Here is a 16,146-nt window from a genome sequence, read left to right on the forward strand (position 1 = left end):
CATCGCCAGCAGGCTAGCTCCCACAGGAACGCCTCGTTCATTCGAATTTTGTACAACGACTTACGCGGTAACCGTGCATGACTTACGACTACATCATCGCTGGCGCTGGCGCCGCAGGCTGCATTCTTGCCAATCGGCTGTCGGCTTCCGGGAAATACTCGGTGCTGCTGCTGGAAGCGGGCGGCAAGGACAGTTCCCTGTGGTTCAAGATTCCGGTCGGCTTCGCCAAAATGTATTACAACCCGACCTTTAACTGGATGTACTACAGCCAGCCGCAAAAACAGCTGAACAACCGCGAAATCTACGCCCCGCGCGGAAAAGTGCAGGGCGGCTCGGGCTCGATCAACGCGATGATCTATGTCCGTGGCCAGGCCCATGACTTCGACGACTGGGCGGCCAACGGCAACGAGGGTTGGGGCTTCAAGGATGTGCTGCCGTACTTCCGCAAACTGGAAAACCATCCGCTGGGCGACAGCGAATACCACGGCGGCAGCGGTCCGATCAGCATCACCCCGATGAAGGGCCAGACCCATCCCATCTGCGATGTGTTCCTCAAGGGCTGCGACGAACTCGGCTATCCGCACAGTGATGATTTCAACGGGCCGAAGTTCGAAGGCTCGGGGATCTACGACGTCAACACCCGCAACGGCCAACGCTGCTCCAGCAGTTTTGCCCATCTGCATCCGGCATTGAGTCGGCCGAACCTGACGGTCGAGCATTACGCGCTGGTGGATCGGGTGTTGTTCGACAGCGGTCGTGCGACCGGTATTTCCATCACCCAGCACGGCGTAGTGCGCACCTTCGCCGCCAACAAGGAAGTCATTCTTTGCGCTGGCGCCGTGGACACGCCGAAGATTCTGCAATTGTCCGGCGTCGCGGATCAGGCGCTGCTGGCCAAACACAACATCCCGCTGGTCAAACACCTGCCGGCGGTGGGGCAGAACCTGCAAGACCACCTGTGCGCCAGCTATTACTACAAGGCCAACATCCCGACGCTCAATGACCAACTCAGCTCGCTGTTCGGTCAGTTCAAGCTGGGTCTCAAATACCTGTTTACCCGCAAGGGCGCACTGGCGATGAGCGTCAATCAGGCCGGCGGATTCTTCCGTGGCAACGAACAGCAAGCCAACCCGAATCTGCAGCTGTACTTCAACCCGTTGTCGTACCAGATTCCGAAAAACAACAAGGCCAGCCTCAAGCCCGAACCGTACTCAGGCTTCCTGCTGTGCTTTAACCCGTGCCGGCCGACCAGTCGCGGACACATCGAGATTGCTTCGAAAAACCCACGGGACGCCGCGCTGATCGACCCGAATTACCTGAGCACGCAAAAGGACATCGACGAGGTGATTCAGGGCAGTCGCCTGATGCGCAAAATCATGCAGGCGCCGGCGCTCAAAGGCATCACAGTCGAAGAAGTGTTGCCCGGTCCGGCCATCGAAAGCGACGAACAGATGCTGCAGTACTTTCGGGAAAACAGCGGTTCGATTTATCACCTGTGCGGTTCCTGCGCGATGGGCGCGGACGAGCAGCACTCGGTGGTCGACAAGCGCCTCAAAGTCCATGGTCTGGAGGGTTTGCGTATTGTTGATGCGTCGATTTTCCCCAACGTAACCTCTGGCAATACCCACGCGGCAGTGCTGATGGTGGCGGAGAAAGGCGCTGATCTTATTCTGCAAGACGCCTGATTTGTCATCTTCCTGTATCAAAAATGAATTTCCGCCGAGTCCGCTGCTCATACCTGTAAGCAGCGGATTTGAGCCGCGAAATCATTAGGCAATCAGGGAGTGGCAAAGTCATGTGTCCAATATCGATGGCGGGCGAGCAGCTTCCAGGCGGGTTGATTCTTGTGGTTGAAGATGACCCGCTGATTCTGGAGTTTCTCTGTGAAATTCTTCAGGAAGAAGGTTTCAAGGTAGAACCGCAAGTCAGCGCGGACGCCGCATCGGTGTACCTGGAGTTGCACGCGAACGAGGTGGGTCTGTTGCTGACGGACATCACCATGCCCGGCAGACTCAACGGCGCGGATCTGGCCAACCAGTTCGGCGATCGCTGGCCGGACAAGCCGATCATGATCATGTCCGGATATGAAACCCCCGAATCCTCCGGGGTGCGGCATGAAGTGTCTTTTATCAAGAAACCCTGGGCGTTGGGCCAACTGCTGGATTGTGTCGATGGGGCCTTCAAGTCGCGACGGTCGCTGTAGGTCGTGTACATTGACGGACCTGCCTGACACACGAAGGAAGCCCATCCTTGTCTGCCCACGATTCCGTTTTTAATACGCCGTATCGCGCGTTCCTGTTCGACATGGACGGCACCGTCCTCAACTCCATCGCCGCCGCCGAGCGGATCTGGACCACTTGGGCCTTGCGCCACGGGGTGGATGTCGAGTCGTTCCTGCCGACCATTCACGGCGCCCGCGCCATCGACACCATCAACCGTCTGGCCTTGCCCGGGGTGGATGCCGAGGCACAAGCGTTGTGGATTACCGAGGCGGAAATCGAGGACGTGGAGGGGATTGTCGAGGTGTCCGGCGCGGCGAATTTCCTCAGGTCCTTGCCGGCCAATCAATGGGCAATCGTTACCTCCGCACCGAGGGCGCTGGCATTGCGTCGGATGGCGGCGGCGGGGATTCCCGAGCCAGATGTCATGGTCACGGCCGAAGATGTCAGTGCCGGCAAACCGGACCCTGCGGGCTATCGCCTGGCGGCTCAACGGTTGGGGGTTGAGGTGACTGATTGCCTGATCTTTGAAGATGCCGCTGTAGGGATTCTTGCAGCAGAGGCGGCTGGGGCGGACCTCGTGATCATCACCTCGACACATGACCATCCGATTCAGACGGCGCATGCCACGCTGGCGAGTTACGACTCGGTTGCGGCGCAAGTGGCCCCCGACAACCTTATCCACCTGACAAAAATCTAAAATGTGGGAGTGAGCCTGCTCGCGATAGCGATGACACATTCAGCATTTATGTGACTGAAAGACCGCTATCGCGAGCAGGCTCACTCCCACATTTGGGGTTGTGTTGTTTCAGTAAACCCCGGGAATCAACCGCCAGCTACGGGCGCAGTACGCCTCATACTCACCGCCAAACTGCGCCCTCAGCAGCGCCTCTTCGGAGTGAATCCGGGCGATCAGTGGAATCACCGTCAGCGCCGCCAGCAACAACCCGACCCCAGAACGAAACGCCAGTGCCCAGCCTACAGCGATAACCAACATCCCCAGATAACTGGGGTTGCGCAAACGGCGATAAATCCCGTCGGTGACCAGACTGTGCCCCGGTTGAATCGCCACCAACCCGCTGAAACGCTTGCCCAGCACAAACACCGGCCACATCCGTAGCGCGCCGCCGACGATGAACAGCAAAGCCCCCAGCCAGCGCACCCCCTCGCCACCGAAGGTCCAGAAGTCGATGCGGTCGGTGTACGCCGGCAGATACCCACTCAACAATCCGATGACGCCGAACGCCGGCAGCACCCAACGGTTGGCCCGGTCTTCACGTTACCCGGAGCTCAGATTGACCTCGGTGAACAGCGAGGCAACGACCATTACCAGCGTTGCGATGGCAACGACCACCAGCGGCGCATGCGCGAAAAACGCCGCAAAACCGCCCAGCCCCCACAACGCGAGACCGAGGTAGGCGAGGGTGGAGACGATGGCGAAAAACGCCAGCCTGGCCGAGATTTTCATGGGCACCCATTCCTGCTTTTAACCGATGTCTTCAGTGTAGAGGGTCATGCTAATCCACCGGATTGCGCTAGCTTCACCGAACGGTTCAGTCGGGCGAAAGGAGGGGCGTGTGAACCCATCGATGCTGGCCTGCGGCGTCGGTTTCCTCGGCATGCAAGACCTGCGCTTCCCGCGCATTCACTAACACTCACGCCGTCATCTGCGACCTGGCATTACGCCGAATCACCTGCGGCGGCTGGCCGAATGCCCGAAGGAAGGCTTCGCGCATGCGGCGACGGTCAGTGAAGCCAGCCTCGGCGGCAATCTGGTCGAGGGTCAGGCGCCCGCGTTCGAGCATCTGTCGCGCCGCTTCCAGGCGCAGGTTTTCGATGGCTTTGGCCGGGGACTGCCCGGTCTCGGCGCGAAAGGTCCGGCTAAATTGCCGTGGACTGAGGCGTGCCACCTCCGCCAGTTGCTCCACCGACAACGCGGATGTCAGGTGTTCCCGGGCGTAGCCGAGGACGGTTTGTATGCGGTCGGATTTGGGCTCCAGTTCCAGCAATGCCGAATGCTGCGACTGGCCACCCGCGCGGCGCTGGTACATCACCAGCTTCTGCGCGACGGAACGGGCCAGTTCGGCGCCATGGTCTTTTTCGACCATGGCCAGCGCCAGGTCGATGCCTGCGGTCATGCCGGCGGAGGTCCAGATGGCACCGTCGATCACGTAAATACGGTCCTCTTCCACTTTGATCGATGGAAACCGCGCTTGCAGGTCCCGCGCGTACGCCCAATGCGTGGTCGCCCGCCGTCCGTCGAGCAGACCGGCCTGGGCCAGCACGAATGCCCCCGAACAGATCGATGCCGTGCGCCGTGCGGTCTTCACGCTGTCGCGCAGGTAAGCAAGCACACCTTCGGGCGCCTGCTCGAGGATCGAATCACCACCGACCACGATCACCGTATCGAACACCCGCTCATCAAACGCCTGGGTGCCGACACTCAAGCCACCGGAAGCCCGTAGGGCGCGGCCATCCTCAGAGATCACGCTTACCTCATAAAGCGCTTCACCGGCGCTGAAGTTGGCGTACTCGAACACCGGCATGGCCGCCAGCGCCATGGACTGGAAACCCTCGAAAACCACGAACGCGACAGAAGTCATGATGATGCCCTCAAAGGCCTGTGTCCTGAAAACGTACTTTAAACGTCATTTGAGACGAGCGTGAGTCAATTTATAACTGTTCACACCCGGCGACCTTATCGCCTCACTGTGAAGGAAATTGCACATGGCTCTCTCATCCAAAGGCACTGCACTGATCACTGGCGCTTCTTCGGGCATCGGCGCGGTCTATGCCGACCGTCTCGCCCGGCAGGGTTATGACCTGATTCTGGTCGCCCGCAGCCAAGGCAAACTCAACGCGCTGGCCAACCACCTGAGCAACGAAACCGGCCGCGCCGTGGAAGTAGTCGCCGCCGACCTGAAAGACAAGGCGGGCCTGCTGCGGGTTGAAAGCATTCTGCGCAATGACGCGAGCATCACCTTGCTGGTCAACAACGCCGGGGTTGGCGGTGTGATGCCGTTACTCGGCAGCCCGGTGGACGACATGGAAGACATGATCACCCTCAACATCACCGCGCTGATGCGTCTGTCCTATGCCGTGGTGCCCGGCTTCGTCGCACGGGGCGCCGGCACCGTGATCAACATTTCCTCCATCGTCGCAATCGCTCCGGAAATCCTCAACGGCGTTTATGGCGGGACCAAGGCATTCGTGCTGGGCCTGAGCCAATCGATGCACCATGAGTTGGCCGACAAAGGCATTCGCGTCCAGGCAGTGTTGCCCGGCGCCACCGCCACCGACTTCTGGAGCGAGGCCGGGAACCCTGTGGAAAACCTGCCGCAAGAAATCGTAATGTCCGCCGAAGAGATGGTCGATGCTGCGCTGAAAGGGCTGGAGAAAGGGGAAGTGGTGACCATCCCGGGCTTGCACGAGGCCGACAAATGGGACACCTACGAATCTCAGCGCCAAGTGCTGTCAGGGTCTTTTGGCCACTCATCGGCGGCACCGCGTTATCAGTAAGACGGTAGCCGTGGGGCAGGGTGAACTAAGCTTGGATAAGGATCATTCATCACCGGCGCGTCGACACCTCGACACGCCGGTGCTGCCCAAGGGAGCTCGCGATGCTACACATCAGAACGCCTTTGATTCTGCACCCTGGCCTGTCAACGCCGACCCGGCGCATTTGGCTCAAGCTGGAAAACCTGCAACCCAGCGGCTCGTTCAAATTGCGTGGCATGGGCCTTTTGTGCAGTCAGGCAAAGGCCCAGCGCAAACGCAAAGTCGTCTGTCCTTCCGGCGGCAACGCCGGTTTTGCCACCGCCATGGCCGCCGCTGCCCTCGGGTTGAAAGCCTGCATTGTGGTGCCGCACACCACCCCGGAATCCACCCGCGCCAGGATCAGGAAAACCGGTGCCGAGGTGATCGTTCACGGCAAGGTCTGGGACGAGGCCAATCAACGGGCGAAAGAGCTTTCACAGGATGCGGATACCGAATACGTGCCGGCCTTCGATCATCCCGTGTTGTGGGAAGGGCACAGCACCCTGGTTGATGAAGTCCTCGAGGACTGTCCTCAAGTTGATGCGCTGGTGACATCGGTGGGCGGCGGTGGTTTGTTGGCGGGCATCCTGACCGGTTTGATGCGGCACCATCGCCAGGACTGCCGGATCGTTACGTGCGAAACCCGGGGCGCGGCGTCCTTCGCGGCTGCAATCGAGGCTGGGCATCCCGTCAGATTGGCGCGCATCGACACCGTCGCGACATCGCTGGGCGCTGCAAAAGTGGCCGCGTGGCCGGTGCAGCACATTCTCGAATTTCCTCACGAATGCGTGGTGCTCAGTGATGACGAGGCGATCATGGGCGTGGTGCGTTATGCCAACGACCTGCGCCAACTGGTCGAGCCGGCGTGCGGTGTTTCATTGGCGGTGGCGTACCTGGACCATCCGGCGATTGCCGAAGCCCATGATGTGGTGATTGTGGTGTGTGGCGGGGTCAGCATCAGCGCGCCGCTGGTGGCCGGGTGGGCGCGCTTATCCTCGGGGTGAAGCAAGGCAGGGCTGCAAACTATCCGGGTGGCGCGAGCCCTGCCTCAACCTTCATTGGCCGCCAGCGACGGTTTCATGGATCAGGATCGCTCTGGCGAGCTCTTCGTCGCTTGCTTTGATTCCTGGATTTGCCTGGCGAATCTGATTCAACACCGACTCCAGGTACACACCGCGAATCGTACCGCCACTGGCAATGAAGCTGGAGGCGTCATCACGGGCGGGAATCGCCAATTTGTGGTCCTTGAACGTCGAGTACAGCGATGCGGAAACCCCGGCAGAGGTGGCCACATCGCCTGCGTCCACTTTGGCCATCGCAGAGCCGAAGGGTAAACACAACAAAAGGGAAGACAGGATAATCAGACGGCGCATGACGGTGTCCTCTGAAAACGTGAAGCAAAAAAGGAAGTACCTCATTATTTAGGATGCGCGGCGACCGTCAGGAGTTCCCTGTTGATGCGTTATCCGCGCCCGTTAGCGTTCAAAACCGCAGCGTTGCCCCAGTGGTCAGCCACTGATCACGTTCCCCCGTCAGGTTGCGTCCCACCACCAGATCGACATCGATGCGCTCACCGATATGCAGCCTCGGACCGGCCTGCCATGCCTGTTCTCCGCCGTGTTGGCCGTAGCGTTCAGCGATCAGCGTCAGGGAGCGGGCCAGGTCGTATTCGACGCCGGTGCCCCAGGTCCAGCGATGGTTTTGCTCGCCCTCGTCATAGGCGTGGGTCCAGCCGGCATTGAGGTTCAGACGCAGGGTTGCGAGCGGTTGGTAGGTGAAAGGCAGGTTCAGGTCGGCACCATCGAAGGCATGGGCCCGATTGAAGGCGAAGTGCGCCGAACCTGCCAGTGCCAACGCCAGGCCAAGGTCTTCCCGGGAGAATAGTTGCGCCTTGAATTGTGGGCTCAACTGGGTTTCTGAATCCCCGTCACCGCGGTTGTGCTGCACGGCGGCGCCGAGTTGCACGTTGGGCAGGCTTTTGAATGTGCAGTCCTGTGACACCACGCTGGTGCTGGATGAATTGTGCCGACCGTTCTGGTACCAGGCGTCGATGTTGCACTCACCGGGGGCGTTGATCCCGGCGTCATCCACCGCATAGGCACCGCCGGCAGCGTTGGCGCTGGAGATGATGCTGAGCAATGAAATCAGGCCCAGGGTGAGGCTGACGAACAGCAGGTTACGTCGCACGCCCCGGCTTTGGGTGGGCGGCAGACTGCGCATGAAGGACGTAAACAGGCGAGTTGGTTTTTGCATGAGATATACCTCGAAGTTTTTTGATGGCGAGCAGCGAATGCGGTCCCGTAGCAGCTGCCGAGCAACGCGAGGCTGCGTTCGGCTGCGAAGCAGTCGTAAAACCAGCGATTGCGGTCCATCAGGCAGACCGCATCAGTCGGACTTATGACTGCTGCGCAGCCGAACGCAGCCTCGCAGGCTCGACAGCTGCTACGGGACCGCGTTGTGAAGTGGGGCTCAGCCCCGATCCTCTACCGATAAGGTTTGCAAACCGGCCGTCCGGGCCTGGGCGACCAGTTCTTCGGTGTCTTCGCCGCCGGGCAGGGCGATCACCACGTCCGGTCGGCTGTCGAGCAACATGAAGTGGTTGCGCAGGCGTTCAGCCGACTTGCCGTGGCGCTGCCAATTGGGCGGGTAGCGCACGATGTCGGCGCCGTGTTCCCGCGCCCACTCTTCGATTTCGCCGCCCAGGTATTGATTGCCGCCATGGATCAGCACGCGCACCGGGTGCATGCGCTGAAAGGCGTCGAGGACCCGACGACACAGACGGCTATCGGCGTAATGGCGACCCGCGCAGATCAAGACGCGCATGACGGGTTTTCCTTGGCCAGATCGGTGCTCTCAACCGCTTGCTCACCGGCACGCTCCAGCAGCGGATAGCCCAGGGCGGCGATGTGGTGATGCACGCGGCGGTAATCGCGCAGGACTCGCTGGAAGATGTCGCCGGATTCCGCCCAGGTATTTTTGTCTTCCTGCAACTTGCGAAAGTGCTCGCGGCTGGCGTGTGCTTCGAGCCTTCTAACGGTCTCCTTGCGATGGATCAAATGGTGCGCGGTGGGAATGTCTTCGCGCAGAAACACGGTGATCGCCAGGCTCAGGCTTTCCAGCAGCGCATCGTGCAGCGGGGCGATGTTGCCCAGCTCGAACGCCGAGAATTGTTCGCCTCGGCGCAACCGGCGCATGGCCAATTGCGTCAGGCTGCTGGAAAGAATGTCCGCGGCATGTTCGAGGTTGATCACGAACATCAGGATTTCCTGGGAGCGATCGGCGTCGCTGTCACTGATGCCTTCCTTGCCGATGTCCGCCAGATAAGCGCGAATGGCCGCGCCCAGCAGGTCCAGTGACTGATCGATGCGCCGCACTTCATCGGCACAGTCGGGCGCCGAGGTCTGGAACAGCTGCACCAGTCGGTCGAGCATCGCCGAGAGCATGTCGGCCATGCGCAACGCTTCGCGGGCGGCGTTGGACAGGCCGATGTTGGCCACTTCCAGACCCGCTTCGTCGAGGTAGTGCGGCATGCCCGGATCGACATCCCGCTCGGGCGCTGGCAGCAGCCGGGTGAGCCATTTGGCGAGTACATCGGTCAGGCCGATGAACACCAGCGCCAGCAGCAGATTGAAGCCGCTGTGCAGGGACACCACCAGCACCGACGGCTCAAGCTTCAGCTCGGCCAGCAGCCCGGCGAATGGCAAGACCACCAGGGCACCGACCGCACGCACCAGCAGATTGCCCAGCGGCAGACGCCGGCCAACGCTCGAACCGGCATTGATGACCGAGGGCAGCGCACCGCCAATGTTCACGCCCAGTACCAGCGCGACGAGGGTGGTGGCCGACAGCATACCGGTAGCGGAGAGCGAGACGATCAGCAACACCACGGCCACGCTGGAATGGCACAGCCAGGTGAGGATCAGCGCCACCAGCAGCGCAATCAACAGATCACCGTCCAGGCTCTGCATGATCAACTGGAAGACCGGCGTGCCTTCGACGTCCGCCAGTGTCGCACCGAGCATGCGTAGGGCCAGGAGCATCAACCCCAGACCGATCAGCGCACAGCCGACGCTTTCATAGCGCGAGTCATCGCGCAGACGGAACACCATCAAACCCGCCAGCAACACGATGGGCGTGAGGATTGAAACGTCAACGCTGAGCAGTTGCACCACCAGGGTCGAGCCGATATTGGCGCCGAGCATCACCGCCAGCGCGGGCGCCAGACCGAGGGTGCCGGCGGCCGTGAACGACGTCGCCATCAGGCTGACGGCGGTGCTGCTTTGCAAGATTCCGGTGATGCCGATACCCGAGAGCAAGGCCATCCAGCGGTTGTTCAAGTTGTGGCCCAGGCACTGGCGCAGCGGCGTGCCGAAGCCGCGCAACAACGCCGAAGAAATCATGTGAGTGCCCCACAGCAAGAGTGCGATAGAGCCTGCGAGGTTGATCAGTAGAGTAGTTCCCGACATCAGGACTCTCCCTTTTTCGATAGGGTTAAGCGCATCCCCTGTAGGAGTGAGCCTGCTCGCGATAGCGGTGGATCAGTCGACATCTCTTTTGAATGTCAGTCAGCTATCGCGAGCAGGCTCGCTCCTACAGGGGATTGGTGGTGTTCAGGTGATTTGGGTTTGTCAGGCCATCAGAACCACTGCTTGAAGCGGCGGATGTAGATTGTCTTCATGATCTGCGCGAACACGCAGTAGCTGAGCAGGGTGCCCACCAGCCAAGGGAAGTACGCCCACGGCAGCGGTTGCAGGCCAACCAAAGTGCCCAGTGGCGAGAACGGAATGTAGATACCCAACGCCATCACCAACCCGGTCATCAGGATCACCGGCAACGCCGCCGTGCTCTGGAAGAACGGAATCTTCCGGGTGCGCAACATATGCACCACCAACGTCTGCGACAGCAGCCCTTCGATGAACCAGCCGGACTGGAACAGGCTCTGCATTTCCACGCTGTTGGCGGCGAACACGTACCACATCAGGGCGAAGGTGGTGATGTCGAAGACTGACGAGGTCGGCCCGATCCATAGCATGAAACGGCCAATGTTCTTCGCGTCCCACTTGCGGGGTTTGCGCAGGAACTCCTTGTCCATCTTGTCCCACGGCAGCGCCAGCTGAGAGATGTCGTACATGAGGTTTTGCAGCAACAGGTGGATCGACAGCATCGGCAGGAACGGAATGAACGCACTGGCCACCAGCACCGAGAACACGTTGCCGAAGTTGGAGCTGGCGGTCATGTTCAGGTACTTCATGATATTGCCGAAGGTTTCGCGGCCCTTGAGCACGCCTTCCTCCAGCACCATCAGGCTCTTCTCCAGCAGAATGATGTCGGCCGATTCCTTGGCGATGTCGGTGCCGCTGTCCACCGAAATGCCGACATCGGCATCGCGCAGGGCAGGGGCGTCGTTGATGCCATCGCCGAGGAAACCCACGGTGTGACCGTTGGCCTGCAGTGCCTTGAGCACCCGGGATTTCTGCAGCGGCGTCAGCTTGGCGAACACCGTGCGTTCTTCAACCCGCAGCTTGAGGGTGGTGTCGTCCATGTTCTCGATGTCTGGCCCGAGCAGCGGCGTGCCGGGCTCCAGCCCGACTTCGCGGCAGATCTTGCAGGTCACCACGGCGTTGTCGCCGGTCAGCACCTTGACCGTCACGCCCATGTCACGCAGTGCGGCAATCGCCGGGCCCGCGGTTTCCTTCGGTGGATCGAGAAAGGTCAGGAAGCCGCGAATCACCAGCTCGCGTTCATCGGCGGTGTTGTACTGGTTTTTGCTCTGCGCTTTCGGAATGTCGCGGGTGGCGACCAGCAGCACCCGGAAACCGTCCTCGTTGTACTCGTTGGCCAGGGCCAGCAGGTCTTTGCGGCGCTGTTCATCGAGTGCCACGACCGTGCCGTTTTCATGAATGTGGCTGGCGATGGTCAGCATTTCCTCGACCGCGCCTTTGCACACCATCAGGTGATCGTCGCGGCTGTCCTTGACGATGATCGACAGGCGCCGACGGACGAAGTCGAACGGCAACTCATCGACCTTGCTGTAGGCAAACGGCACGCGAAACTTCGGATTCGCGTTGGCGAACTGCACCACGGCCTGGTCCATCAGGTTTTTCAGACCGCTCTGGTGATGGCTGTTGAGCCACGCCAGTTCGAGGATCGTGTCATCGCGCCGACCGTTGCTGTCGACGTGGTGTTCAAGAATGATTTTGTCCTGCGTCAGAGTGCCGGTCTTGTCGGTGCACAGCACGTCCATCGAGCCGAAGTTCTGGATTGCGTTGAGGCGCTTGACCACCACTTTGCGCTTGGCCATGGCCATCGCGCCCTTGGCCAGGTTGGCGCTGACAATCATCGGCAGCATTTCCGGGGTCAGGCCGACCGCGACCGCCAGGGCAAACAGGAATGCGTCGCTCCAGTCGCCCTTGGAGAATCCGTTGAGCAGGAACACGATCGGCACCATGACTAGCATGAAGCGGATCAACAACCAGCTGACGCTGTTCACCCCGCGATCGAATGCGGTTTGCACCCGCGAGCCGACAATGGCTTTGGCCAGCGAGCCGAAGTAGGTGCGCGGGCCGGTCGCGACCACCACCGCTTTGGCGGTGCCGCTGACCACGTTGGTGCCCATGAAGCAGATGTTCGGCAGGTCCAGCAGGTTGGATTGATCGGCTGCGTTGCAGGTCGCTGACTTCTGGGCGACGTCGCCCAGGGTGTCGTACTTCTCGACGGGCAAGGCTTCGCCGGTCAGCACCGCCTGACTTATGAACAAGTCGCGGGATTCGATCAGGCGGATGTCCGCCGGGATCATGTCGCCGGCGCTGAGCTGGACGATGTCGCCGGCCACCAGTTCGCGCATCGGCACTTCGCGCAGCACCGGGCCGTTGCCCTTTTGTCCACGCCGCAGCACGGTCGCCGTGGTGCGCACCATGGCTTTGAGAGCTTCGGCGGATTTGGCCGAGCGGTATTCCTGCCAGAACCGCAGCAGGCTGCTCAGGGTGACCATGGTCATGATAATGATGACCTTGGTCAGGTCCGCCTCGTCGGCTTCGCCCTGGCTGATTGGCAGCCAGTAGTCGGTGAAGAAACTGATGCCGGCCAGGGTCAGCAGGACATAGATGAAGGGATTGTTCAGGGCTTTGAGCAGTTGGACGAGGGCGTGAGGCGGCTTGTCGTGGGCGACTTCGTTGAAGCCGGCGCGGGCCAGCCGGCCTTCGGCCTCAAGTTCGGTCAAACCGTCAGGGGTGGCGTTGAGGTTGGCGAGGGTCACGGCCAGGCCGTTTTGGGCTTCACGGGCGGCACGCATCGACAGTTTGGCGTTGTCGCTGCTGGCGCCTTTGGCGCGGATATCCGGAGTTTTTACAGTCGTCATTGTGTGTGCTCCTGCCGCCGTCTTGCGGCACGACACACAGCCCACTCATCTATTCATAGGCGAGCGAATGTATGTCGAGTCGCAAACAGGCGATCAATTTCGAAAGTGTTGTTTTCTTGTGTTTTTAACGTTCGCTGCGTATCAATGGAAAGTTGATGCGCAGCGAACCGTCTACTGGCTTCGTCCATAACTAACTCCAACTATTTTATGGTTTAACAGGCAATAAGAAGTTGCCGAATTCCGTATTAAGGAAAACGTCGAGGGAAGGACTTTGAAGTGCCTTCAGATCAACTGAAAGTGTGGGCCCCGAGGGTCAGGCCGAACATTCGCGCGATGCGCCGACTCGGTGGTTCCGGGCTGTCGTCGAAGCTCCAGCGTTGCTGAAGCCGGCCCGTCATCGGGCAGACGCGCCAGTTGGCACGAGGGTGTGCCTTGGCAGGGGAAGAAGGGGTGGAGAACGGGGCGCTGACCCGAGTCGTCAATAGACGCTCACGGCACAGTTTGACCCGCATGGTCGATGCAAAGGCGCGTACGCCCGGCATTACGGTGGTTTTGAAGTTCATAACATGCCTCTGGACCGGACGGACGCCGGTGAGGCAAGTCACGGTGGAGCATCAAGCTCTAGCGCAGCTCACCCGACCGAAAAGTCGAGTCCCGTCATTTACTGGGTTATGTGCCAGGTTCCGCAAATTCGCAGTGTCCCGACAGCGACTAGATACTGTGTCCATTGGATTCTTTTGTGAGTTGAAAAAAGGCCTTCGTAGAAGGCCCGGGCAATTTACTCAGGGAGGTCGCTGAAGTCAACCTTCAATGGCCGCTAAATGCCGAGTTGAATGGAAAAAACAGCGGATTCGAATATTGAAGTTGGAACTCGTTCAGCTAAATGACAGTTAGTTACATGTTCTGTGATTAACGAGAGAATCGATTGCGATAATCCCTCGGCGAGACTCCAAGGTGTAACTCCAGTCAGATGTCCCTGTGGGAGCGCGCCGCTTTTGTGGGAGTGAGCCTGCTCGCGATAGCGATCTGTCAGCTAGCGCATCTATTGAATGTGCCGCCGTCATCGCGAGCAGGCTCACTCCTACAGGTGTCACTCGTGACAATCCAGAACAATTGTATTGCCCATACCTGTCTGTTTCCCCACAGACGGGCTGCGTACCTTGGGTCCACTGCAACCTCACAAGGACTCGCTCATGCTCAATCGATTGGTACTGCCATTTGCCCTGTTGTTCACCCTCAATGCCGCTCACGCTGCGGATGCTGAAAAGTGGTATCCCTCGAAATACGGCGCCAACGATGAAATCGGCGCACTGAATCTGTTGAACGCCGAGTCGGTGATCAACGCCTCCAAACTGATCAAGACCGGCAAAACCTACCCGCTGGCCGTGCCCATCGACAAAACCCTGCCGGCCTTCCGTCATCGCAGTTTTCACCTGACCAACATCCAGCCGGGCGAGGCGGGCGGTACCACCATGGGGCCGAATAAATTCACCTCCAATGATGAACTGGTGGTCGGCTGGACCGGCGTCGGTACCCAACTCAACGGCATCGGCCACATCGGCATCGACAACGTCTATTACAACGGTAACCGTGCCGCGGACTTCGTGACCGTTGAAGGGGTGAAGAAACTCGGCATCGAAAAAGTCCCGCCCATCGTCACCCGTGGCGTGGTGCTGGACATGACCGCCGTATACGGCAGCGCCATCGTGCCGGAGAAAACCGAGTTCAGCGTTGCCGACATCCAGAAGGCCCTGGACCTGCAAGGCATCAGCATTCAGAAGGGTGACGTGGTGCTGTTCAACACCGGTTGGCTGGAACTGCTGGGCAAGGACAACGAGAAATTCCTCGCCGTGGAACCGGGGATCGGCATGGCCGCGGCCAAATGGCTGGCGGACAAACAGATCGTCGCGTTCGGCGGTGACACCTGGGCTTCGGAAATCTACCCGGCCAAAGACGGCCAGGAGTTCCCGGTCAACCAATTCATGCTGGCCAAAAACGGTATCTACAACCTTGAACTGATCGACAGCCGTGCGCTGGTGAAAGACAAGGCCTGGGAATTCATGTTTGTACTCGGACAGCCGCTGTACAAGGGCTCAACCCAGGTCAACATCAACCCGGTGGCGATTCACTGATACCCGCAGTGGTAACGTAGAAACCTGCGTCAACTACTCCACTTGACAGGCACAGGAGCAACATCATGGATTTGGCTATTTCGGGGCGCTGGGCGATCGTCTGCGCGGCCAGCAAAGGGCTGGGTCTGGCCTGTGCTCGCGCCTTGGCGAAGGAGGGGGTCAACCTGGTGATCAACGCGCGCGGCAGCGAAGCCTTGCAAGCTGCGTCCCAACAATTGCGCAGCATGGCGCCGTCCATTGATGTGCGCACGGTGACCGGCGACATCAGCGATCCGCGGGTGCGCGAGCAAGTGCTGGCCGCGTGCCCGCAGGTTGATATCCTGATCAACAACGCCGGTGGACCGCCGCCCGGAGACTTCCGCGACTGGCAGCGCGAAGACTGGCTGAAAGCGCTGGATGCCAACATGCTCACGCCCATTGAGCTGATCAAAGCATGCGTCGACGGCATGGCCGAGCGGGGGTTCGGACGCATCGTCAACATCACTTCGGGGGCCGTGAAAGCGCCGATTGATGTGCTGGGCCTGTCCAACGGCGCCCGTAGCGGATTGACCGGATTCATCGCCGGGCTCGCGCGCCAGTCGCGGCTGGCCGGGCACAACGTGACCATTAATAATCTGCTACCCGGGCCGTTTGAGACCGAGCGGTTGCACAAGACACTGAGCGCCGCCGCCGAGGCCAATGGTGCCAGCGTCGAAAGCATTAGCGAACAGCGGCGCAGAAACGTACCGGCCCAGCGCTTCGGACAGCCTGATGAGTTCGGTGCGTACTGCGCGTTCATTTGCAGCGCCCACGCCGGTTTCCTCACCGGGCAAAACCTGTTGCTGGACGGCGGCAGTTACCCTGGAACGTTCTGAGTTTTTGGGCTTGAAAGGAGCGCAAGCAAGTAAGCGTCGATATCGAA

14 protein-coding genes and 1 pseudogene are annotated in these 16,146 nt (G+C 60.2%); 7 read left to right on the plus strand and 8 right to left on the minus strand.

What is annotated here, in order from left to right:
- Positions 1–77: 77 nt before the first annotated feature.
- The 3 genes from ACA070_RS13380 to ACA070_RS13390 all read left to right on the plus strand — a co-directional run bounded on the left by ACA070_RS13380 (position 78) and on the right by ACA070_RS13390 (position 2,919).
- The gene (locus ACA070_RS13380; protein WP_497451532.1) at positions 78–1,685 is read left to right on the plus strand and encodes a GMC family oxidoreductase; all 1,608 of its coding nucleotides are present in this window, start codon (positions 78–80) and stop codon (positions 1,683–1,685) included.
- A 110-nt stretch (positions 1,686–1,795) separates the two neighbouring features.
- Positions 1,796–2,203 carry a response regulator gene (locus tag ACA070_RS13385; protein WP_497451533.1) on the plus strand — a complete coding sequence of 136 codons (408 nt, stop codon included), beginning with the start codon at positions 1,796–1,798 and terminating at the stop codon, positions 2,201–2,203.
- 47 nt (positions 2,204–2,250) lie between these two features.
- Positions 2,251–2,919 (plus strand): HAD-IA family hydrolase, encoded by a 669-nt coding sequence (locus ACA070_RS13390; protein WP_497451534.1) that lies wholly within the window; start codon positions 2,251–2,253, stop codon positions 2,917–2,919.
- A 108-nt stretch (positions 2,920–3,027) separates the two neighbouring features.
- Here the strand turns inward: ACA070_RS13390 and ACA070_RS13395 are convergent.
- Positions 3,028–3,687: pseudogene (locus tag ACA070_RS13395) on the minus strand (methyltransferase family protein).
- Between the two features lie 187 nt (positions 3,688–3,874).
- Positions 3,875–4,822 carry a GlxA family transcriptional regulator gene (locus tag ACA070_RS13400; RefSeq protein ID WP_497451535.1) on the minus strand — a complete coding sequence of 316 codons (948 nt, stop codon included), beginning with the start codon at positions 4,820–4,822 and terminating at the stop codon, positions 3,875–3,877.
- A 124-nt stretch (positions 4,823–4,946) separates the two neighbouring features.
- Between ACA070_RS13400 and ACA070_RS13405 the strand changes: the two genes are divergently transcribed.
- Together ACA070_RS13405 and ACA070_RS13410 are read left to right on the plus strand one after the other, a co-directional pair.
- Positions 4,947–5,738, plus strand: a complete 792-nt coding sequence (locus ACA070_RS13405) for an SDR family NAD(P)-dependent oxidoreductase (protein ID WP_497451536.1) — start codon at positions 4,947–4,949, stop codon at positions 5,736–5,738.
- A 101-nt stretch (positions 5,739–5,839) separates the two neighbouring features.
- Positions 5,840–6,760 carry a pyridoxal-phosphate dependent enzyme gene (locus tag ACA070_RS13410; RefSeq protein WP_497451537.1) on the plus strand — a complete coding sequence of 307 codons (921 nt, stop codon included), beginning with the start codon at positions 5,840–5,842 and terminating at the stop codon, positions 6,758–6,760.
- 51 nt (positions 6,761–6,811) lie between these two features.
- Here the strand turns inward: ACA070_RS13410 and ACA070_RS13415 are convergent, their stop codons facing one another.
- From ACA070_RS13415 to ACA070_RS13440, 6 genes are all read right to left on the minus strand, one after another.
- The gene (locus tag ACA070_RS13415) at positions 6,812–7,129 is read right to left on the minus strand and encodes a DUF2388 domain-containing protein (RefSeq protein WP_497451538.1); all 318 of its coding nucleotides are present in this window, start codon (positions 7,127–7,129) and stop codon (positions 6,812–6,814) included.
- 109 nt (positions 7,130–7,238) lie between these two features.
- Positions 7,239–8,009 carry a PA4824 family protein gene (locus ACA070_RS13420; RefSeq protein ID WP_497451539.1) on the minus strand — a complete coding sequence of 257 codons (771 nt, stop codon included), beginning with the start codon at positions 8,007–8,009 and terminating at the stop codon, positions 7,239–7,241.
- 216 nt (positions 8,010–8,225) lie between these two features.
- Positions 8,226–8,579, minus strand: coding sequence for a DUF2493 domain-containing protein (locus ACA070_RS13425; RefSeq protein ID WP_497451540.1), 354 nt, complete (start codon positions 8,577–8,579; stop codon positions 8,226–8,228).
- Positions 8,567–10,222, minus strand: coding sequence for a Na/Pi cotransporter family protein (locus tag ACA070_RS13430; protein WP_497451541.1), 1,656 nt, complete (start codon positions 10,220–10,222; stop codon positions 8,567–8,569). Before ACA070_RS13430 ends, ACA070_RS13425 begins: the two co-directional genes overlap by 13 nt.
- A gap of 170 nt (positions 10,223–10,392) precedes the next feature.
- Positions 10,393–13,113: a magnesium-translocating P-type ATPase gene (gene mgtA, locus ACA070_RS13435; protein WP_497451542.1), complete on the minus strand. Its 2,721-nt coding sequence runs from the start codon at positions 13,111–13,113 to the stop codon at positions 10,393–10,395.
- 287 nt (positions 13,114–13,400) lie between these two features.
- The gene (locus tag ACA070_RS13440) at positions 13,401–13,676 is read right to left on the minus strand and encodes a hypothetical protein (RefSeq protein ID WP_497451543.1); all 276 of its coding nucleotides are present in this window, start codon (positions 13,674–13,676) and stop codon (positions 13,401–13,403) included.
- A 630-nt stretch (positions 13,677–14,306) separates the two neighbouring features.
- On the opposite strand from ACA070_RS13440, the gene ACA070_RS13445 reads away from it, so the two are divergent.
- Both ACA070_RS13445 and ACA070_RS13450 read left to right on the plus strand, forming a co-directional pair.
- Positions 14,307–15,245, plus strand: a complete 939-nt coding sequence (locus tag ACA070_RS13445) for a cyclase family protein (RefSeq protein ID WP_497451544.1) — start codon at positions 14,307–14,309, stop codon at positions 15,243–15,245.
- Between the two features lie 65 nt (positions 15,246–15,310).
- A complete protein-coding gene (locus ACA070_RS13450; RefSeq protein ID WP_497451545.1) occupies positions 15,311–16,099 on the plus strand; it encodes an SDR family oxidoreductase in 789 nt (262 codons plus the stop codon).
- The last annotated feature ends 47 nt before the right edge of the window (positions 16,100–16,146 follow it).

The sequence above is a fragment of the Pseudomonas sp. LBUM1678 genome (assembly GCF_059695575.1).

Coding starts and splice junctions, on each gene's coding strand:
- ACA070_RS13380 (WP_497451532.1), top strand. CDS start 78: ATGACTTACGACTACATCATCGCTGGCGCTGGCGCCGCAGGCTGCATT.
- ACA070_RS13385 (WP_497451533.1), top strand. CDS start 1,796: ATGTGTCCAATATCGATGGCGGGCGAGCAGCTTCCAGGCGGGTTGATT.
- ACA070_RS13400 (WP_497451535.1), bottom strand. CDS start 4,822: ATGACTTCTGTCGCGTTCGTGGTTTTCGAGGGTTTCCAGTCCATGGCG.
- ACA070_RS13405 (WP_497451536.1), top strand. CDS start 4,947: ATGGCTCTCTCATCCAAAGGCACTGCACTGATCACTGGCGCTTCTTCG.
- ACA070_RS13410 (WP_497451537.1), top strand. CDS start 5,840: ATGCTACACATCAGAACGCCTTTGATTCTGCACCCTGGCCTGTCAACG.
- ACA070_RS13415 (WP_497451538.1), bottom strand. CDS start 7,129: ATGCGCCGTCTGATTATCCTGTCTTCCCTTTTGTTGTGTTTACCCTTC.
- ACA070_RS13420 (WP_497451539.1), bottom strand. CDS start 8,009: ATGCAAAAACCAACTCGCCTGTTTACGTCCTTCATGCGCAGTCTGCCG.
- ACA070_RS13425 (WP_497451540.1), bottom strand. CDS start 8,579: ATGCGCGTCTTGATCTGCGCGGGTCGCCATTACGCCGATAGCCGTCTG.
- ACA070_RS13430 (WP_497451541.1), bottom strand. CDS start 10,222: ATGTCGGGAACTACTCTACTGATCAACCTCGCAGGCTCTATCGCACTC.
- mgtA (WP_497451542.1), bottom strand. CDS start 13,113: ATGACGACTGTAAAAACTCCGGATATCCGCGCCAAAGGCGCCAGCAGC.
- ACA070_RS13440 (WP_497451543.1), bottom strand. CDS start 13,676: ATGAACTTCAAAACCACCGTAATGCCGGGCGTACGCGCCTTTGCATCG.
- ACA070_RS13445 (WP_497451544.1), top strand. CDS start 14,307: ATGCTCAATCGATTGGTACTGCCATTTGCCCTGTTGTTCACCCTCAAT.
- ACA070_RS13450 (WP_497451545.1), top strand. CDS start 15,311: ATGGATTTGGCTATTTCGGGGCGCTGGGCGATCGTCTGCGCGGCCAGC.